Source organism: Pseudomonas sp. CMR5c, from assembly GCF_003850545.1.
Lineage (GTDB): Bacteria > Pseudomonadota > Gammaproteobacteria > Pseudomonadales > Pseudomonadaceae > Aquipseudomonas > Aquipseudomonas piscis.
This window is the reverse complement of the sequence record NZ_CP027705.1, coordinates 5172518-5191293: the sequence shown is the minus strand read 5'-3', so window position 1 is coordinate 5191293 and position 18776 is coordinate 5172518. Positions and strand designations below refer to the sequence as shown.

General features: G+C 62.1%; 21 protein-coding genes and 1 pseudogene. 12 read left to right on the top strand and 10 right to left on the bottom strand.

What is annotated here, in order from left to right; all coding sequences use genetic code 11:
• Window positions 1-32 precede the first annotated feature (32 nt).
• The gene (locus C4K40_RS23810) at window positions 33-269 is read right to left on the bottom strand and encodes a DUF3820 family protein (protein ID WP_015636734.1); all 237 of its coding nucleotides are present in this window, start codon (window positions 267-269) and stop codon (window positions 33-35) included.
• Between the two features lie 231 nt (window positions 270-500).
• Here C4K40_RS23810 and C4K40_RS23805 point away from each other — a divergent pair, with 231 nt between their 5' ends.
• From C4K40_RS23805 to C4K40_RS23790, 4 genes are all read left to right on the top strand, one after another.
• Entirely contained in the window at window positions 501-968 is a 468-nt protein-coding gene (locus C4K40_RS23805) for a PA2169 family four-helix-bundle protein (protein WP_022640429.1), read from the top strand.
• A 155-nt stretch (window positions 969-1123) separates the two neighbouring features.
• Entirely contained in the window at window positions 1124-3112 is a 1989-nt protein-coding gene (locus C4K40_RS23800; protein ID WP_053137214.1) for an FUSC family protein, read from the top strand.
• Window positions 3099-3305, top strand: a complete 207-nt coding sequence (locus C4K40_RS23795) for a DUF1656 domain-containing protein (RefSeq protein WP_022640427.1) — start codon at window positions 3099-3101, stop codon at window positions 3303-3305. Before C4K40_RS23800 ends, C4K40_RS23795 begins: the two co-directional genes overlap by 14 nt.
• A 10-nt stretch (window positions 3306-3315) precedes the next feature.
• Window positions 3316-4179 carry an HlyD family secretion protein gene (locus C4K40_RS23790; RefSeq protein ID WP_022640426.1) on the top strand — a complete coding sequence of 288 codons (864 nt, stop codon included), beginning with the start codon at window positions 3316-3318 and terminating at the stop codon, window positions 4177-4179.
• A 23-nt stretch (window positions 4180-4202) separates the two neighbouring features.
• Here C4K40_RS23790 and C4K40_RS23785 read toward each other — a convergent pair whose 3' ends face one another.
• Together C4K40_RS23785 and C4K40_RS23780 are read right to left on the bottom strand one after the other, a co-directional pair.
• Complete coding sequence (locus tag C4K40_RS23785) at window positions 4203-4673, bottom strand: MaoC family dehydratase (RefSeq protein ID WP_053137211.1); 471 nt, start codon at window positions 4671-4673, stop codon at window positions 4203-4205.
• Window positions 4674-4717: 44 nt separating this feature from the next.
• Window positions 4718-5662 carry an alpha/beta hydrolase gene (locus C4K40_RS23780; protein ID WP_022640424.1) on the bottom strand — a complete coding sequence of 315 codons (945 nt, stop codon included), beginning with the start codon at window positions 5660-5662 and terminating at the stop codon, window positions 4718-4720.
• A gap of 214 nt (window positions 5663-5876) precedes the next feature.
• Between C4K40_RS23780 and fadD2 the strand changes: the two genes are divergently transcribed.
• Window positions 5877-7565 carry a long-chain-fatty-acid--CoA ligase FadD2 gene (gene fadD2 / locus C4K40_RS23775; RefSeq protein ID WP_053137208.1) on the top strand — a complete coding sequence of 563 codons (1689 nt, stop codon included), beginning with the start codon at window positions 5877-5879 and terminating at the stop codon, window positions 7563-7565.
• Window positions 7566-7907: 342 nt separating this feature from the next.
• Window positions 7908-9599 (top strand): long-chain-fatty-acid--CoA ligase FadD1, encoded by a 1692-nt coding sequence (fadD1, locus tag C4K40_RS23770; protein ID WP_022640422.1) that lies wholly within the window; start codon window positions 7908-7910, stop codon window positions 9597-9599.
• A 55-nt stretch (window positions 9600-9654) separates the two neighbouring features.
• Here the strand turns inward: fadD1 and C4K40_RS23765 are convergent, their stop codons facing one another.
• A complete protein-coding gene (locus tag C4K40_RS23765) occupies window positions 9655-10032 on the bottom strand; it encodes a hypothetical protein (protein ID WP_053137205.1) in 378 nt (125 codons plus the stop codon).
• Window positions 10033-10243: 211 nt separating this feature from the next.
• On the opposite strand from C4K40_RS23765, the gene C4K40_RS23760 reads away from it, so the two are divergent.
• The 3 genes from C4K40_RS23760 (at window position 10244) to def (ending at window position 12098) form a co-directional block, all read left to right on the top strand.
• Window positions 10244-10435: a CsbD family protein gene (locus C4K40_RS23760; RefSeq protein ID WP_022640420.1), complete on the top strand. Its 192-nt coding sequence runs from the start codon at window positions 10244-10246 to the stop codon at window positions 10433-10435.
• A 176-nt stretch (window positions 10436-10611) separates the two neighbouring features.
• On the top strand, window positions 10612-11556 hold the full coding sequence (locus C4K40_RS23755; RefSeq protein ID WP_022640419.1) for a YihY/virulence factor BrkB family protein: 945 nt from the start codon (window positions 10612-10614) through the stop codon (window positions 11554-11556).
• Window positions 11557-11558: 2 nt separating this feature from the next.
• Window positions 11559-12098: a peptide deformylase gene (gene def / locus C4K40_RS23750; RefSeq protein WP_022640418.1), complete on the top strand. Its 540-nt coding sequence runs from the start codon at window positions 11559-11561 to the stop codon at window positions 12096-12098.
• A 9-nt stretch (window positions 12099-12107) separates the two neighbouring features.
• Here the strand turns inward: def and C4K40_RS23745 are convergent, their stop codons facing one another.
• A complete protein-coding gene (locus C4K40_RS23745; protein WP_053137203.1) occupies window positions 12108-12515 on the bottom strand; it encodes a GNAT family N-acetyltransferase in 408 nt (135 codons plus the stop codon).
• A gap of 128 nt (window positions 12516-12643) precedes the next feature.
• The gene (gene gstA, locus C4K40_RS23740) at window positions 12644-13246 is read right to left on the bottom strand and encodes a glutathione transferase GstA (protein WP_053137200.1); all 603 of its coding nucleotides are present in this window, start codon (window positions 13244-13246) and stop codon (window positions 12644-12646) included.
• A 101-nt stretch (window positions 13247-13347) separates the two neighbouring features.
• Here gstA and C4K40_RS23735 point away from each other — a divergent pair, with 101 nt between their 5' ends.
• The 3 genes and pseudogenes from C4K40_RS23735 to C4K40_RS32280 all read left to right on the top strand — a co-directional run bounded on the left by C4K40_RS23735 (window position 13348) and on the right by C4K40_RS32280 (window position 16063).
• Window positions 13348-14208 carry a LysR family transcriptional regulator gene (locus C4K40_RS23735; RefSeq protein ID WP_053137197.1) on the top strand — a complete coding sequence of 287 codons (861 nt, stop codon included), beginning with the start codon at window positions 13348-13350 and terminating at the stop codon, window positions 14206-14208.
• A 535-nt stretch (window positions 14209-14743) separates the two neighbouring features.
• Window positions 14744-15517 (top strand): annotated as a pseudogene (locus tag C4K40_RS32285) (PAS domain-containing protein); the annotation flags it as partial.
• A 6-nt stretch (window positions 15518-15523) separates the two neighbouring features.
• Window positions 15524-16063 (top strand): methyl-accepting chemotaxis protein, encoded by a 540-nt coding sequence (locus C4K40_RS32280; RefSeq protein WP_235777309.1) that lies wholly within the window; start codon window positions 15524-15526, stop codon window positions 16061-16063.
• A 69-nt stretch (window positions 16064-16132) separates the two neighbouring features.
• Here C4K40_RS32280 and C4K40_RS23725 read toward each other — a convergent pair whose 3' ends face one another.
• The 4 genes from C4K40_RS23725 to C4K40_RS23710 form a co-directional block, all read right to left on the bottom strand.
• Complete coding sequence (locus C4K40_RS23725; RefSeq protein WP_053137191.1) at window positions 16133-16648, bottom strand: hypothetical protein; 516 nt, start codon at window positions 16646-16648, stop codon at window positions 16133-16135.
• Between the two features lie 180 nt (window positions 16649-16828).
• A complete protein-coding gene (locus C4K40_RS23720; RefSeq protein ID WP_022640411.1) occupies window positions 16829-17569 on the bottom strand; it encodes an NAD(P)-dependent oxidoreductase in 741 nt (246 codons plus the stop codon).
• A 31-nt stretch (window positions 17570-17600) separates the two neighbouring features.
• Window positions 17601-18233: a glutathione S-transferase family protein gene (locus C4K40_RS23715; protein WP_053137188.1), complete on the bottom strand. Its 633-nt coding sequence runs from the start codon at window positions 18231-18233 to the stop codon at window positions 17601-17603.
• A 98-nt stretch (window positions 18234-18331) separates the two neighbouring features.
• Window positions 18332-18763 (bottom strand): PACE efflux transporter, encoded by a 432-nt coding sequence (locus C4K40_RS23710; protein WP_022640409.1) that lies wholly within the window; start codon window positions 18761-18763, stop codon window positions 18332-18334.
• Window positions 18764-18776 lie beyond the last annotated feature (13 nt).

Below are 18776 nucleotides of genomic sequence, written 5' to 3'. Positions count from 1 at the left end.
TCGGTGATTGAGGTTCAGGGAAGGGGCAGCGATCAATGGCGGGGTTTGGGCTTGCCGTGTTTGGCACGTAGCGGATCGAGCAGATCGGACAGGCCGTTGTGGTCGATTTCCTGCATCAGCGCCAGCAGGCCGCCGAGTTCGCCCTTGGGAAAGCCTTCGCGGGCGAACCAGTTGAGATAGGGGCCGGGCAGGTCGGCGAGGATGCGTCCCTTGTACTTGCCGAAGGGCATTTCCCGGGTGACCAGCAGTTCAAGTGTTTCAGGGGTCATGGCGGCCACCGTGGTGTGCTACGAGAGTCTTGGAAAATACAGGCATTCTGCATGCAGGCCAAATGACAGATCATGCAAATAACGCGGATACAGATTTTTAAATTTAATCTAACTAATTGAATTTAAAGAAAAATATTTTCTTTTAAAGTCTGGCATGGGCGCTGCAATGGTAAATGGCAGGAAGGTCGGCCACGGTCGATCCCATTCTCGTAACCTGCAAGGAACCTGAAAATGACTGACTTGAACAAAGAAGCGATTTCGGTACTCAACAGCCTGATCGAGACCAGCAAGGATGGCCAGGAGGGCTTCAAGACCTGTGCCGAGGACATCAAGCATCCGGAGCTCAAGGCCCTGTTCATCAAGCGTTCCACTGACTGCGCCGCCGCTGCGGCCGAGTTGCAGTCCGTGGTGCGTTCCATGGGCGGCGATCCGGAGACCTCCACCAGCGTCAGCGGCGACTTGCACCGGCGTTGGGTCGATCTCAAGTCCATGGTGACCGGCAAGGACGAGGAAGCCGTGCTCAACGAGGCCGAGCGGGGTGAAGACCATGCCCTGAAAGCCTACAAGGAAGCCCTGGAGAAAATCTCCAAGCACAACCTGGTGGGCATTCGTGACGTGGTGGAGCGTCAGTACCACGGTGCGCAACGCAACCATGACCAGGTCAAGGCCCTGCGGAACCAGGCTCGCGCCCGTTCTTAAGGCTAAAACCTGTCAAAAACGCCAGCCAGTCTGGCGTTTTTTTGTGTCTTGGATTTAGCGCTGGACGGGTTTTAGTTAGCTTGCTAATAATTGCCTCGCGCCCGTCCTGGGCGTTCCCGGCTATGTTTAATTCGTACCTCCAAGAGTCCTTGTCCGTGCCCATTACCTTGCAGGCCCTGCTTGCCCCGAGCCTCCCCGCGCTGCAGTTCGCGATCAAGACCCTGCTGGGTGGCGGGCTGGCGCTGTGGTTGGCGCTGCGCTGGGGCTTGGAGCAGCCCTCCTGGGCCCTGATGACCGCGTTCATCGTCGCCCAGCCGCTGTCCGGCATGGTCTTGCAGAAGGGCCTGGCGCGGCTGTTGGGAACCTTGGTCGGCACCATCATGTCGGTGTTGTTCATGGGCCTGTTCGCCCAGACTCCCTGGTTGTTCCTGCTGGCCCTGGCGCTGTGGCTGGGGCTGTGCACCGCCAGTTCCACCTTGTTGCGCAGCGCCTGGTCCTATTCCTTCGTGCTGGCCGGCTACACCGTGGCGATCATCGCCTTGCCGGCCATCAACCACCCGTTGAGCATCTTCGACCAGGCGGTGGCGCGCTGTACGGAAATCTCCCTGGGGATCATCTGTGCCACCGCCAGCAGCGCCCTGATCTGGCCGCTGCGGGTCGAGCGCCAGTTGGCGGAACAGGCCCGTGCCGCCTGGCAGAGCGGGATGCAGGCCGCCCGCTCGACCCTGGCCGGTGATGCCCTGGCGCGCAAGGGCTTGCTGGAGATCCTCGGGCGTATCGTCGCCGTGGATTCCCAGCGCGAGCACGCCTGGTTCGAAGGGCCTTCGGGGCGCCTGCGGGCCCGGGCCATCAGCGGCCTGAGCCAGAAGCTGCTGAAGCTGTTGCGTATCTCGCGTTCGGTACGGCGCCAGTGGAAGCAGCTGGATGCCGATGAGTCCCGGCAGTTGCAGCCATGGATGGATCAGTTGCAGCAGGCACTGGCCACGGCGGACAAAGCCGATTTGCAGGCGTTGCGCCCGCGCCTGCTGGATGCTTCCCATGATCCACACCTGAGCCCGGCCCAGGGCTTTTGCCTGGCGCGTTTCGCCCTGTTGCTCGACACCGCCCTGGCCGCGAACCAGGCCCTGGATGCGGTACAGCAGGGGCGGGGAGCGGTGGAGCAACCGGCGAAGCTGACGCCCCACCGAGACCTGTCGTTGGCCCTGGTCTTCGGCGCTCGCAGTGCCCTGGCCTTCCTCACGGTGGCCAGTTTCTGGCTAGCCACCGCCTGGCCTGCAGCCTCCGGGGCAATGCTGCTGACCTGTGTGGTTTGCGGCTTGTTCGCCAGTCGCGAGAACGGCGCGCAGATCGGCATGAGCTTCATGCGCGGAATCTTCCTGGCGGTGCCTGCGGCCTTTTTCGTCGGGCAGATCCTGTTGCCCCAGTGGAGTGGTTTCCCGATGTTGGCCATGGCCATGGGCGTGCCGCTGTTCTTTGGCGCCCTGGGCATGGCCAAGCCGCAGATCGGCGCCACCGCCACTTCGTTCTGCCTGCATTTCATCGTGTTGATCTCGCCGATGAACCGCATGAGCTTCGACGTGGCCAGCTTCATCAACAACGCCCAGGCCATGGTGCTGGGGGTGGGGGCGGCAGTGCTGGCCTTTCATCTGTTGATCCTGCGAAATCCGGCCTGGCATGGCCGGCGCCTGCTGGCGGCGACCCTGAGTGACCTGGTGCGCCTGACCCGGCGCAACCTGCGGGGGGCCGAAAGCTGGTTTGGCGGGCGTATGGCCGATCGCCTGTTGCAGTTGGCCAGGCACTACCCGGAGTTGCCCGAGCCGGCCCGCAGTCGCTGGGACGATGGCCTGCTGGGCCTGGATATCGGCGATGAGTTGATGCACTTGCGCTTGAGCCTGGCGGTGGCCCAGGTGCCGGCGAGCGTCGCCCAGCACAGGTATTTCGAAGACCTACAGCGAACCCTGGAGCAAGGCCCGGCGGGTAGCCGCCAGGACGCCCTGGTGGAGCCCAGCGCCGCCTTGCTCGCAGCCCTGGAGCAGCAGCCACCCAGTGACGCACTGAAGCTGGCCAAGGGCGCGGTGCTGCAATTGCAAAACAGCTGGCGCAGTTGGTGCCGGCAGCAGGAGGAAAGTCATGGGGCTGCGTGAGTGGTCGCTGGGTGGGGTGCTGCTCAGTCCGTTCCTGACCTACGTGGTGCTGGCGCTGGCGCTCACCGGTGCGCTGCGCCTGTTACTGCGGGTCTGCGGGCTGGGGCGCTGGATCTGGCACGAAGCGTTGTTCGATTGTGCGTTGTATGTCTGTGTGCTGGCGGCGGTGACGTTCGCCCTCGGACCTTTATAAGGAGTTGTCCATGCGTACACCGGTACGTGTCTTGTTTACCCTGTGCCTGGTGGCGTTGGCGGTCTTCGCCGGTTACCACCTGTGGCAGTACTACATGCTCACCCCCTGGACCCGCGATGCGCGAATCCGCGCCGACGTGGTGATCGTCGCCCCCGATGTTTCCGGCTGGGTGCGCGAGCTCAAGGTGGCGGACAACCAGCAGGTCAAGGCCGGCGAGCTGTTGTTGAGCATCGATCGCGATCGTTTCGAGGCAGCCCTGGAAAAGGCCCAGGCCGTGGTACAGACCCGCCAGCAGCAGCTCAGCCTGCGTGAGCACGAGGCCAGTCGGCGTGCGGCCCTGGGGCCCCAGGCCATCAGTGCCGAGCTGCGGGAAAATGCCCAGATCAACGCCGGGATTGCCCGCGGCGAACTGCGCCAGGCCCAGGCCGAGGCCAAAGTCGCTGAACTGAACCTGGCTCGCAGCCAGGTTCGCGCGCCACGGGATGGGCACATCACCAACCTGCGCCTGGCCGAAGGCAACTACGTCAACGCGGGGCAGTCGGTGATGGCCTTGGTGGATGATTCGACCTTTTATGTCCAGGCCTATTTCGAGGAAACCAAGCTGCCGCGGATCAAGGTCGGGGATCCGGTCAAGGTCTGGTTGATGAGTGCAGGCGATGCCTTGCAGGGCCATGTACAGAGCATCAGCCGCGGCATCACCGACCGCAATGCCACGCCCGATGGGCAGTTGCTGGCCGAGGTGGAGCCGACCTTCAACTGGGTGCGCCTGGCCCAGCGGATTCCGGTGCGGATCCAGCTCGACAAGGTGCCGCAAGGCATCAACCTGAGCGCCGGCATGACCGCCAGCGTCCAGGTCGAAGAGGGGAGCAAGTAGCGGGGCCGGCTATCGGTCCGGGGTCAGCCGATGGTGATGGCTGGCAGGGTTGGCAGGGTCACGGTCTGTTGCTTGCGCGGCGCGAGGATCTCGGCTTCGCCGTCGACCACCAGCTCATCACGTTGGTTGAACACGCGGGTGGCGATGCGCACGCGGAACTTGGGTAGTTTTTCCAGGATTTCCAGGCGCACGGTCAGGGTGTCGCCGATCTTCACAGGCTTCTGGAAGCTCATCTGCTGACCGATGTAGATGGTGCCCGGGCCGGGCAGCTCGCAAGCCACTGCCGCACTGATCAACGCGCCACTGAACATGCCGTGGGCGATGCGCTCCTTGAACATGGTGTCGGCGGCGAACTCGGGGTCCAGGTGCACCGGGTTGTGGTCGCCGGACATGGCGGCGAACAGCTGGATATCACGCTCCTCGACGGTCTTGCTGTACTGGGCGGTCTGGCCGACTTCCAGGGCGTCGTATGGGGTGTTGGTAACCTGGGTCATGTTGTGCAAATCCTCTGGCAGATAAATGAGCGTACTGGCCCGGCTTACTCCGATCGCGCCGGCCTGCGGTGTTGCAGTGCCTGTTCCAGCCAGGCCAGTACGTCCTGGGTCACTTGGTCACGATTGCTCTCGTTGAACAGTTCATGGCGCGCCTGCGGGTAGATATTCAGTTGCAGGCACTGGCTCCCGGCCTCGCGCAAGGCGCCGGCCAGATCCTTGAGACGCTTGCCATCGCTCACCGGATCACATTCGCCGCCCATGACCAGCAGCGGCAGGCCCGGGTCGATCTGTGCCAGGTTGGGGATCTTGCTGATCTGCTGCAGTCCGCCGAGCAGGTCGATCCACAGCTGGTTGGTGCAGCGATAGCCGCATAGAGGGTCGCTGACGTACTTGTCGACTTCCGCCGGGTCGCGGCTGAGCCAGTCGAAGGCCGTGCGGTTGGGCTTGAAGGCTTTGTTGAACGAGCCGAAGGACAGCCATTCGATCAGGGCACTGCGGCCCTGTCGGCCTTGGCGCCAGCGCTCGAAACGGGCGATGAGGCTGGCGGCGCGGTACAGGGCCACCGGCTGGAAATTCGAGCCGCTGAGGATCGCCCCATGCAGGCTGGCGCTGTGGTGCTGCAGGTAAGCCTGGGCGATGTAGCTGCCCATGCTGTGCCCCAGCAACACGATGGGCGTGCCGGGGTACTGCTGGCCGATATGCTGGTTGAGGCTGGCCAGGTCGCCCACCACCTTGCTCCAGCCGCCGTGATCCGCGTAGTGGCCAAGCACCCCATGCTCGGCGGTACGCCCATGGCCACGCTGGTCCGGGGCACAGACGCCATAACCCGCGTCGCACAGGGCCTGGGCCAGGCGGGCATAGCGACCACTGTGCTCGGCCATGCCATGGGACAGCAGGACAATCGCCTTGGGCGGGCTGGCGGGCATCCACTGGTTGACGAACAGCCGGTGGTGGTCACTCGTGGTCAACCAGAACATGTCGTGGGTCATGGCGATTCCTTTGCTCGAAGACGCTGCACTATATAGCCCATCGTTGCCGGCGCGTCCGATTCGGGCGCCTGTTGGAAGCAAGATTCACACAATTAATGACACACTTGCCCATATTTGCCTGAATCGCCATAGCTGCTAACGTCCGAAGAGCCCCGCCCTGGCAGCGTTGCAGAGGCGGCCAGGATCGTTCAGGCAAAATAAGAGGACAAGAATAATGCAACCTGATTTCTGGAATGATAAGCGCCCCGCCGGCGTCCCCAACGACATCGACCAGGGGGCCTACAAGTCGGTGATCGAGGTGTTTGAGCGTTCCTGCAAGAAATTTGCCGACCGCCCGGCCTTCAGCAACATGGGAGTGACCCTGACCTACGCCGAGCTGGAGCGCTACAGCGCGGCGTTCGCCGCCTACTTGCAGAGCCAGACCGACCTGGCTCCCGGGGATCGCATCGCGGTGCAGATGCCCAACGTCCTGCAATACCCGATCGCCGTGTTCGGTGCCCTGCGCGCCGGCCTGGTGGTGGTCAATACCAACCCGCTGTACACCGCGCGCGAGATGCGCCATCAGTTCAAGGACTCCGGGGCCCGGGCCCTGGTGTACCTGAACATGTTCGGGCAGAAGGTCCAGGAAGTGCTGGGCGACACCGATCTGCAGTACTTGATCGAGGCCCGCATGGGCGACCTGATGCCCACCGCCAAGGGCTGGCTGGTCAACATGGTGGTGGACAAGGTCAAGAAGATGGTGCCGGCCTACCACCTGCCCCAGGCCATCTCCTTCAAGAGCGCCCTGCGCCTGGGGCGTGGCCAGGGCATCAAGCCGCTGGCGATAGGGCTCGACGATATCGCCGTGCTGCAATACACCGGCGGCACCACCGGCCTGGCCAAGGGCGCGATGCTGACCCACGGCAACCTGGTGGCCAACATGCAGCAAGCCCGTGCCTGTCTTGGCCAGCACGGCCCCGATGGCAACACCCAGTGGCGTGAGGGCCAGGAGGTGATGGTGGCGCCGCTGCCGCTGTACCACATCTATGCCTTCACCGCGAACTGCATGTGCATGATGGTCACCGGCAACCACAACGTGCTGATCACCAATCCGCGGGATATCGGTGGCTTCATCAAGGAGTTGAAGAACTGGCGGTTCTCGGCATTCCTGGGCCTCAACACGCTGTTCGTGGCGCTGATGGACCACCCGGAATTCAAGAACCTGGATTTCTCCAACCTCAAGCTGACCAACTCCGGCGGCACGGCGCTGGTCAAGGCCACGGCCGAGCGCTGGCAGAAACTCACTGGTTGCCGCATCACCGAAGGCTATGGCTTGACCGAGACGTCGCCGGTGGCCTGCACCAACCCCTATGGCGACAGTTCACGGCTGGGCACCGTCGGCCTGCCGGTACCGGGCACCCTGGTCAAGGTCATCGATGACCAGGGCGTCGAGTTGCCGCTGGGCGAGCGTGGCGAGTTGTGCATCAAGGGGCCGCAGATCATGAAGGGCTACTGGCAGAAGCCCGAGGCCACGGCCGAGGTGCTGGATGCCGAGGGCTGGTTCCGTTCCGGGGATATCGCGGTGATCGATCCGGACGGTTTCGTGCGTATCGTCGACCGCAAGAAGGACATGATCATCGTCTCGGGTTTCAACGTGTACCCGAACGAAATCGAAGATGTGGTCATGGCCCATCCGAAGGTGGCCAACTGCGCGGTGATCGGGGTGCCGGACGAACGCTCCGGCGAGGCCGTGAAGCTATTCGTCGTGCCCCGGGAAACAGGGGTCAGCCTCGAAGAACTCAAGGCCTACTGCAAGGAGAATTTCACCGGCTACAAGGTGCCCAAGCACATCGTCCTGCGCGAGTCGCTGCCGATGACCCCGGTGGGCAAGATCCTGCGCCGCGAGCTGCGTGATATCGCCTGAATCCCGTCCGTTCGACCCTGCGCGGGCAAGCCGGTTGGTGCAACGGCTTGCCCGCGCTGCCTTGGCCGGGCGCAAAGCCGCGGGCCAGAGCGGAATCGGCGGATGTAGAATTTTTACTCTAAAAATGACCATTGAATGGTCTTGAGTCACGTTAATGACTAATCAGGCCTTCTTTGGCTCTAGGCGGCCTTTTCCAAAGCTGCTACTCTCGGCGCGCTTTGTGACTTCTCGGCCTAGTAAAAAGCCAGACTCACCACAAAAAAGACACCAATAAAAACACACACCCAATAAAAATCGCATCGAATGCGGTGATGAATTCGCGTTGCTGAGGAGTGGGCTTCCATGATCGAAGACTTTTGGAAGGATAAGTACCCAGCTGGGATTGCTGCCGATATCAATCCAGACGAGTATCCGAATATTCAGGCGGTGTTGAAGCAGTCCTGCCAACGTTTCGCTGACAAACCGGCCTTTAGCAACCTCGGCAAGACAATCACCTACGGTGAGCTGTACGAGCTGTCCGGGGCTTTTGCCGCGTACCTGCAACAGCATACCGATTTGCAGCCTGGCGATCGAATCGCCTTGCAACTGCCCAACCTGCTGCAGTACCCGATCGCGGTATTCGGTGCGATTCGCGCCGGCCTGGTGGTGGTCAATACCAACCCGCTGTACACCGCACGGGAAATGGAACACCAGTTCAACGACTCCGGGGCCAAGGCCCTGGTCTGCCTGGCCAACATGGCCCACCTGGCAGAGAGCGTGGTGCCCAAGACCGGGGTCAAGCACGTGATCATCACCGAGGTGGCCGACCTGCTGCCGCCGCTCAAGCGCCTGGTGATCAACAGCGTCGTCAAGTACGTGAAGAAGATGGTGCCGGCCTACCACCTGCCCCAGGCCATCAAGTTCAATGACGTGCTGCGCAAGGGCCAGGGCCAGCCGGTTCGCGAGGCCAGCCCGGCCAGTTCCGACGTGGCGGTGTTGCAGTACACCGGTGGTACCACCGGCGTGGCCAAGGGCGCGATGCTGACCCACCGCAACCTGGTGGCCAACATGCTGCAATGCAAGGCCCTGATGGGCTCGAACCTCAACGAAGGTTGCGAGATCCTCATCACGCCGCTGCCGCTGTACCACATCTATGCGTTCACCTTCCATTGCATGGCCATCATGCTGATGGGCAACCACAACATCCTGATCACCAACCCGCGCGACCTGCCGGCGATGGTCAAGGAACTGTCGAAGTGGAAGTTCAGCGGTTTCGTCGGCCTCAACACCTTGTTCGTCGCCCTTTGCAACAGCGAGGCGTTCCGCAAGCTGGACTTCTCCGCGCTGAAGGTCACCCTGTCCGGCGGCATGGCCCTGCAATTGGCCGCGGCCGAGCGCTGGAAGTCGGTGACCAACTGCCCGATCTGCGAAGGCTACGGGATGACCGAAACCAGCCCGGTGGCCACGGTCAACCCGATCCAGAACATCCAGATCGGCACCATCGGCATCCCGGTGCCGTCGACCCTGTGCCGCGTGGTCAACGATGCTGGCGAGGAACTGCCCCTGGGGGAAGTCGGCGAGCTGTGCGTGAAGGGTCCGCAAGTGATGAAGGGCTACTGGCAGCGCCAGGACGCCACCGACGAAGTCCTCAACAGCGAAGGCTGGCTGAAGACCGGTGACATCGCCCTGATCCAGCCCGACGGCTATATCCGTATCGTCGACCGCAAGAAGGACATGATCCTGGTCTCGGGTTTCAACGTGTATCCCAACGAACTGGAAGATGTGCTGGCCTCGTTGCCGGGCGTCCTGCAATGTGCGGCGATCGGCGTGCCGGACGAGAAGTCCGGCGAGACCATCAAGATCTTCATCGTCGCCAAGCCGGGGGTAACCCTGACCAAGGAACAGGTGATGACCCACATGCGCGCCAACGTCACCGGCTACAAGGTGCCCAAGGCCGTGGAGTTCCGCGATGCCCTGCCGACCACCAACGTCGGCAAGATCCTGCGCCGCGAGCTGCGTGACGAAGAACTGAAGAAGCTCGGCGTGAAGAAGTAAGCCGTAGCGCCCATGAAAAAGCCCCGCCAGTGCGGGGCTTTTTCATGCCGGCCAATTACTGCTGGAACTGGGCGAAACCCACGCCGGTACCGGCAGGGCGTACATCCTTGAGGAAGGAGTCCTTGTCGGCGCTCAGCTCCAGGCTCAGGGCCGCCTTGCGCTTGCCTTCGTTACGCACTTCCAGGCCTTCGCGTTTCTTGCGCAGGAAGCTGGTCGGCACCTTCAGGTGGATCAACTGGTCGGTGCTCGGGGTGTACAGCAGCAGGTGCAGCCATTCTTGCTGGCCGACCGCCAGGCGGGCGAGCAGGATGTCGAACCACCAGATATTGCGGTTGCGGTTGAGTTCCGCGAACTGGCAATTGTCGACGTCCAGCACCGCGCGGCCCAGTTCCTGGTTTCTACGGGCGATGGCCTGCTTTTTATCGAATTTCATAAGCTTCCTACGCAAATGGGATCTTCAGGGCTTGGCCTGAACGGCCGCGCATTCTCCAGGGTTGCCCGGCAAACATAAAGCGCAACTGCGGATCGGCGATCGAAGGCTGGAGCAAAATAATTGAAACTCTGCGCAACGGCCGCAGGTCAACCCAGGGTAGCAACGCATTTTCCTTTTTGTTCGAACCACCATCGTCTCACGGAGAAATACCATGGGTAGCACAGCGGATAAGGCAAAAGGCCTGGTCAACGAAGCCGTCGGCAACGTCAAGCAAGGTGTTGGCAAGGCGACCGACAACACCAAGTTGCAGGCCGAGGGCAAGATCCAGGAAAAGAAAGGCGAAGCCCAGCAGGCTCTTGGCAAGGCCAAGGACGCGGTGAAGAAGACGATCGACAAGGCCTGACACGGCATGCTCGAGAGCAGTCCCGGCGGCCATCCTCGGATGGCCGTTTTCATGTCCGCGATAGCCGTGATCCGGCATCCACCGTGGTTGTGGTTCGCCAACTAGGCTAATTTGTTGTAGAAAACGCCCCCTGAGTCGCCAGCGACTTCAACCTTTTTGCGGCGAAAGGAGACGCTATGATTTTTCCGGACCTCAAAGGCCTGCCCTTGCATCGGGTGCTGATCCGCACGGTCAACGAGTTCATCGCGGACGAGATGTCCACCTATGCCTCGGCCCTGGCCTACCAGATGCTGTTCTCGCTGTTTCCCTTCATCCTCTTCCTCATCGCCCTGATCGGTTTCCTGCACCTGCCGGACTTCTTTTCCTGGCTGCGCTTGCAGGCCGAGCTGGTGCTGCCCCGCGAAGCCCTGGAGCAGGTGAACCCGGTGATCGACCAATTGCAGCAGTCCAAGGGTGGACTGTTGTCGGTGGGTATCGTCATCGCCCTGTGGACCGCCTCGGCGGGCGTGCGGCTGATGATGAGCGCGATGAATGCCGCCTACGACGTGGTGGAGGGGCGGCCGATCTGGAAGCGCTTCCCGCTGTCGATCTTCTACACCGTCGGCATCGCCGGCATGCTCCTGGCGGCTGCGGCGCTGATGGTCCTGGGGCCGCAGGTGATGGCCTGGCTGGCAGGGCAGGTGGGCCTGGAGGATTTCATCGTCACCTTGTGGACCATCCTGCGCTGGCCGGTGATCGTGCTACTGATGATGGTGGCGGTGGCCTTGATGTACTACGTGATGCCCGATGTGAAGCAGAAATTCCGCTTCATCACCCCAGGTTCGGTGCTGGCGGTGGTGGTGTGGATCATCGCTTCCCTGGGGTTCGCCTACTATGTGAAAACCTTCGCTAACTACAACGCGATGTATGGCAGTATCGGCGCGATCATCGTCCTGCTCCTGTACTTCTACATCTCTTCGGCGGTGTTGTTGCTGGGGGCGGAAATGAATGCGGTGATCGAACACATGTCGGCCGAAGGCAAGGACCCTGGTGCAAAGGACTTTGACGAGCCCGGCGACAAACAACACGTTTCGGGACTGGGCCGCGATCACTCGCTCCAGCCGAGCACTGACGAAGCCTGAACATGATCCGTGAAATCCTCAAGATGGGCGATGAGCGCCTGCTGCGCATCGCTCCCCCGGTACCGCCCGAGATGTTCGACAGCCCGCAACTCTGGGAGCTGATCGACGATATGTTCCAGACCATGGAAAGCGTCGGTGGCGTGGGGCTGGCGGCGCCGCAGATCGGCGTCGACCTGCAGCTGGTGATCTTCGGTTTCGAGCACAGCGAGCGTTACCCGGACGCCGAGGCGGTGCCGCAGACCATCCTCATCAACCCTTTGATCACCCCCTTGAACCCGGAACTGGAAGAGGGTTGGGAGGGCTGTCTCTCGGTACCAGGCATGCGTGGCGTGGTCCAACGTCACCGGCATATCCGCTACGAAGGCTTCGATCCCAAGGGCGAGCCCATCGTCCGCGTGGCCTCGGGTTTCCATGCCCGGGTGGTGCAGCATGAATGCGACCACTTGATCGGCCGCCTGTACCCATCGCGTATCAGCGATTTTCGCAAGTTCGGGTTCACCGAGGTGCTGTTTCCCGACCTCGATCCCCAGGCCGACGACTGACTTCGGGGTTCAACCCCGGGCCATGGCCAGCAGCGGTTTGCTGCGCTGGTAGCGCAGCAGCCGTTCGGCCAGGGGTTGCGGCAGTTGGAGAGCGGCGACAAATCCCAGGCGTTGGTACCAGGGGACAAGGTCCGGGTGGCAGAACAGCCAGACCGGGCCTTCGAGCGAACCTAGCGCGCCTTCCAGCAAACGCCCGGCCAAACCCTGGCCGCGTTGGGGCGGGGCAACGAACAACCCCGTCAACCAATGTCCCTGGGCCACCGGGCTCAGGCTCATTCCCGCCAGAATCTCGCCATCGCGCAACACCCACAGCTGGCCATCGGCCGAAGCGCGCATGGAGGATCGATGCTGGCGATAGAACTTGTTCAACAAGGGCCGCGAGGCCTCGGCAAGCTGGCTGATACGGTAGCTGGGCATGGGCACGGCGGGTGGTGGAGGAGCGCGAATTATAAGTAAATCCCGGGCCGATCACAGGTGGCTCGCACCAGCGTGATCGATCCGGGAGGCGGCACCGGTTCGGTACCGCTCAAAGGTCAGCGGTCGGTTCAGGCCAGTTCGATTTCCAGCGCCGCGCGCACGGCCGGGCGCTGTTCGACGCGGGCCTGGAATTTCACCAGGGCCGGCCACGTCGCCAGGTCGATATCGAACAGCGCAGTCCAGCGCAGCACGGTGAACAGGTAGGCATCGGCGACTCCGAACTGGGCGCCTTGCAGGTAATCCTGGCGTTCCAGTTGCTTGTCCACGAAGGCCAGGCGCTTGGCCAATTTCTGGCGGAATATTTCCCGGGCCTTGTCCCCGAAATCGGGGTTGAACAGCCAGTTGAGGATACCGTGGACTTCAGTGGTGATGAAGTTCAGGGTCTCTTGCAGGCGGACCCGCTGCCAGGTGCCAGTGGCTGCGGCGAGGCCGGCCTCGGGCTTGAGGTCGGCAAGGTATTGCAGGACTGCGGGGCCCTCGGTCAGCAGCTCGCCGTTGTCCAGCTGCAGCGCCACCACGTAGCCCTTGGGGTTGATGCTGTAGAAGTCCTGGCCGTCCGCGGTGCGTTTGGTGTGGACGTCGACGCGGACCAGTTCGAACGGCAGTTGCAGTTCCCGCAGGATGATGTGGGAGGCCAGGGAGCAGGCTTGGGGAGCGTAGTAGAGTTTCATGGGCAATTCCCTTTGAGGTGAAGGTGGAGCCAGTGTGGAGGACACCGGCAACATGGGTAAAATTACTCTTTCAGAAATACTCCATAAGGATAGCTACTGTCATGATGAACTTGATGCACTGGCGGTTGTTGGTGGCCATTGCCGAGTACGGCACCATCACCCGCGCCGCCGGGCAAGTGGGCATGACGCAATCCGGCGCCAGCCAGGCCCTGGCGCAGATGGAGGACATGCTTGGCGTGCGCTTGTTCGTCCGCGACCACCGCCGGGTCCTGCCCACGGCGATCGGCCTGCAAGTGCTGGAGCAGGCGCGAGCGATGCTCGGCTCCCTGGCGCAGATTCGTCAGCTGGTGGACACCGCCCGCGGCATCCCCCGGGGCAGCCTGCGGCTGGCAGGGTTTCCGGTGGTGATGGCGAGCTTCATGCCGCCGTTGCTGCAGCGCTTCAACCAGCTCTACCCGGGGATCGAGGTGGTGCAACTGGAGGTCAGCGACGACGAAGTGGATGCCTTGCTCGACGCGCAGTTGGTGGACCTGGGCGTGGTGCTGAACCCGGAGCCCGAGCGTCGCTCGTGGTTGCTGGGCCGCGACTCCTGGGTCGCAGTACTGCCCGAGGATCATGCCTGGCGCGGGTCCAGCATCGACCTGGCGAGCCTTGTGGCCCAGCCCTTCGTCCTGGCCACGGGCGGCTGCTCGGTGAATGCTCGCAGCCTGGCCGCCAAGGCGGGCCTGGCCTTGGCGGATGTACGGGTCGAGGTGCGCGAGTGGAACAGCGCCTTCAGCCTGGTGCGCGAACGGCTGGGAGTGACCCTGGTGCCCCGCAGCACCTTGCCCGAACAGCGCCAGGGACTGCGGGTAGTGCCCTTGGCCACCGCCCTGGAGCGTGAGTTCGCCCTGGTGCCGGCCACCGGCAGCGAGCCCAATGCGTTGGTGCGAGCCTTCCTCGACATTCTCGACGAGCGTTGACGGGCAGTCTCGTCAAGAGCAGTAAGCAGGCAATGTTCGTGTCTTGTTTGTTACATGATCGCTAATCAACTGCAATGCCGGGAAAGTTGCGCGAACAGCCTGACTAGTGGACTTGCATAGAGTCGACGGCTGTCTATGCTCAAGCGTGAAAATTCGTATCCGTCGGCCTTCGAATATCTGCTTCGCGATGTTCATGTCCATGTAGACGATGTTTGTTCGACTCTTTCCAGAACGCTGCGCCGCAGTTGCCAGTCACCGCAAGAGTGCCAGGCCAGAGGCGTCGCCGGCTCAGGAGCGTTCGCTCGGAGGGAGCCTGATGTCCTGTTAGGTCCGACCCGGCAATGGGTCATCGAGAAAAGGATGGCTTGATAAGAGTGTTGCAACATGGACTCTCCGATTAAACATCATTTATCACCTGACACTTCCTTGCGCATATGCAGGGAGCGCTTGCCATGTTTTATGAACGTTGTGGTGGATCAGTTGAAAGACTAGGAACTTCCGTCAATCAAAAGACAGCGTTGAAGGTGATACGACCATGTTTAACCTACATCACAAGGCTGACCTGCTGGAAATCGAGCGTTTCAACTGCGCCTTGAGCGAAGCCAACGGCAAGTTGGCGGCCATCAGTCGTTCCATGGCGATGATCGAGTTTTCCCCCGATGGAGTCATCCTCGACGCCAACGAGAACTTCTGCCAGGTCATGGGTTATTCCGTCGAGGAAATACGCGGCAAGCATCACCGGATTTTCTGCGAAGAAGAGTTCTACCGCAGCGAGGACTACAACAAGCTGTGGCGCGACCTGGCCCGGGGCGAACCGATCAGCGACACCTTCGTGCGGCTGAACAAGAAGGGCGAGGAGATCTGGCTCGAAGCCAGCTACATGCCGGTGTTCGACGCCAATCGCCAGGTCAGGAGCGTGATCAAGGTCGCCTCTGACATTTCCGACCGGATCCATCTGGAGCACGAGAACCAGAGCCTGCTCAACGCCATCGGTCGCTCCATGGCGATCATCGAGTTCAGCCCGGACGGCCGGATCATCACGGCCAACGACAACTTCCTCAAGACCATGCAGTACTCCCTCGCCGAGATCGTCGGCCAGCACCACAGCATGTTCTGCCACCGGGCCGAATCCGAGTCCGCCGAGTACAAGCAGTTCTGGGCCTCCCTGAACCGTGGCGAGTACCACTCCCATCGCTTCGAGCGGGAGAACAAGTACGGCCAGACGGTGTTCCTCGAGGCCTCCTACAACCCGCTGTTCGATGCCAAGGGCCGGCTGTACAAGGTGGTCAAGTTCGCCAGCGACATCACCCAGCAGATGACCACCTTGCAGTCCGCCGCAGAATCGGCCCATAGCACTTCGGTACAGAACGACGCCTGCGCGCAGAAAGGTTCGGAGGTGGTGCAGCAGACGGTGGGGATCATCCAGCAGATCTCCCGCGATCTGAACGAAGCGGCGCTCAGTATCGATGCGGTGAGCAAGCAGTCGGAGATCATCGGTACCATCGTCCAGACCATCCGCGGGATTGCCGACCAGACCAACCTGCTGGCGCTCAATGCCGCCATCGAGGCTGCCCGGGCCGGAGAGCATGGGCGAGGTTTTGCGGTGGTGGCGGACGAGGTGCGCAGCCTGGCGGCCCGTACCAGCCAGGCGACGGTGGAGATCGTCGAGGTGGTGCGCAAGAACCACGACCTGTCCAAGAGCGCGGTCACCAGCATGCAATCGAGCCTGAGCCGCACCGGGCTGGGGGTCGAGCTGGCGAACGAGGCGGGGGAAGTGATCCTGGAGATCCAGCAGGGCTCGCGGCATGTGGTGGATGCCATCAGCCAGTTCAATACATCCCTGCAATTGCAGTAGCCGGCTAGGTACGAAAAAGGGTTCCCGGTGGGAACCCTTGTTCATTATCCGACCTTGCGTCGCCAGGCTTTACAGCGACGCGAGGAACTTCTCTTCCAGCGGCTTCACGCTGTCCTTGGACTGCTGCTGTTCTTCCTTGGCCAGTTTCACCTTGTCTTGCATGCGCTGGGTGATTTCCTGGTTGATCGCCATCTGGCGCTCCGGCGGCAGGTTCTTCAGGTCTTCCTCGGTCAGCCCCAGCTCCTTGAGGATGTTGTCGCGCAGGCGCTGCTCGGGGCTTTTACTCATGTAGTCCTTGAAGTCGGACAGGGCATCGCTCTGGGTCGCGCTGTTGGCCTGTGGCGTGTTGGCGGCCGGTGGCGTGGCTTGTTGCAGCAGGACGCGGGTCTTGGCGAAGGCGGCGTTGACGTTGTCGTCGACGTTGTTGACCTGCTGCTGGTTGGACTGGGTTGCCGGGACGGTCACCGATTGTTGCGCTTGTTGCAGCATGCCGCTGTACAACGCACTGGCGGCGGCCGTGGTCGGGTCCATGTCGGTGCGCGCAGTAGGCTGCACTGAAACGGATGTCTGGGCGTTAACGAACATGATCGAGAACCTGTGTAAGGGAACCAGGCCAAAAATTTAGCAAATTCCATGCCCATGATCAGGTCCTTGTAAATCAATGGGTTGTGGCCGGCGGCAGGCCCGAGAAGGCAGAAAGCGGACAGTTCTTGCCGCTTCCTGGCAATAACCGGCTTGGCCGGCTTGCCAGGGCCGGGGATTGGCTCAATAGGTGATGGCGATGCCGAAGTCTTGCTGGAAGGCATCATCCACCGGTTCATAACCCAGGACGCGCCGTGTTTCGCTCAGATCCAGGCGCTTGAAGCGGTTGTTGGAAATGCCATGGCCGATGAAGTGCCGGATTCCTGGCGTTTGTACCGCGCGCTGCAGCAGTTGTACGGCATCCCGTGGGCTGAGCCAGGCGCTGAGGTCGCGGGTGGTGGTCAGTTCATGCTGGTCGGGGAACTCAAAGGCACCGATGCGCAAGGCGATGCACGACAGTCCCTTGCCGGCATAGAACCCGCACAGCGCCTCGCCGTAGCACTTGCTCACGCCGTACAGGTTGGCCGGCATCACGGGCATGTTCGTGTCGATCTGCCGATCCACGGGGTAGCCTTCGATGGTCTGGGCACTACTGGCGAACACCAGGCGCTGGCAGCCGGCGTTCGCTGCCGCCTCGAACAGGTAGGTGGTGGCGAGGATGTTGTTGGGGAGCAACTCGTCGAAGCCGGCCTGGGCATGGGGAATCCCGGCCAGATGCACGATGACGTCGATGCCGGCCAGCAATTGCTCGATGGCCTGCGGGTCGTTCAGGTCCAGGCGCACGAAGCGGTGGGGAGCGGGAACCTCGAAGGTCGGTTCCAGCCGATCGGTGAGGGTGAAGCGATAGCGCTCCAGGCTGCCCTGGAAAAATACCTTGCCTATCCGGCCGCAGGCGCCCGTCAGCAGTACGTTGAGTCTGTCCATGTCGTACTTCCAGTGATTGAGTGAGGCAGGGTCAAGGCGTGCCGTTGCGCCCGTGCAACAGGAAACCCGGGCGCTGGCTCAGGCGTTCGTAGTAGGCCGCCACGGCGGGGAAGTCCGGGTGCTCCATGGGAGTCATTCGCCAGCGATTGACCGACAGCCCGAGGACGATATCCGCCAGGCTGAAATGATCGCCGGCGGCATAGGCCTGGGTGCGGGCCAGTTGCTGTTCGAGGATCTGCATCTTGGCATTCCAGGCCAGCAGGCTGGCCCCCAGGCGCCGGCTGTCCTGGCAGTCGGGGTGTTGGCGCACCAGGCCCATGAATGCATAGCTCCAGGACGGGTTGAGCTCCGTGGCCTGCCAGTCCATCCATTGCTCCACCAGGGCCCTGGCTCGCGGAGCGATCGGCAGCAGGCCGCTGCCCGGATGCAGGTTGGCCAGGTAGCGGCAGATGCTGTTGGACTCCCACAGGACGCCGGCGTCGTCGATCAGCACCGGGACCTGGGCATTGGGATTGAGGGCAAGGAATTCAGGGGTGTGGGTGGAGCGAAAGCCGCTGCCCCAGTCTTCCTGTTGATAGGGCAAGCCAAGTTCCTCGCAGGTCCACAAGACTTTCCTGACGTTGATGGACGAGGCTTTACCGAGAATTCTGCAGGGGGTTCCCATGACGCTTCCTTGTTCTTGGTTCTGGCAGGTCCTGGGAATCTAACAGCGTCGCGCCGGCGCCGCGACGGGCAATTTACCCGGCGCAACGCTGGCGGTTTTCAGGCCGGGTCGGGCAGCGCCGAGGCGGGCAGGCCGAAGACCCGGTCGAACAACCAGTTGAAGGCGAAGGTGTAGCACGGGATGAACAGGATCAGCGCCAGGTCCAGCAGGAAGGCCTGTACCAGGCTGATGTCCATCCACCAGGCGATCAGCGGGATCAGGAACACGATCAGCGTCAGCTGGAAGCCCACGGCATGGGCGATGCGCCGCTTGACGGTCCGGGTCCGCGAGACCTGACGACTTTCCCAACGCTCGAACAGGCTGGTGTAGATGAAGTTCCAGGTCACGGCGATGCTGGTGATGATCACGGCCAGCGGGCCGGTACTGGTGGGCGAGGTGCCGGACAGCAGGGCCAGGCCCAGGGCCGAGAAGGTCATGCCGAATACTTCGAACAGCGAGACATAGACCAGTTTGCGTTTCACGCCTTGCATGGGAGTTCCTTGG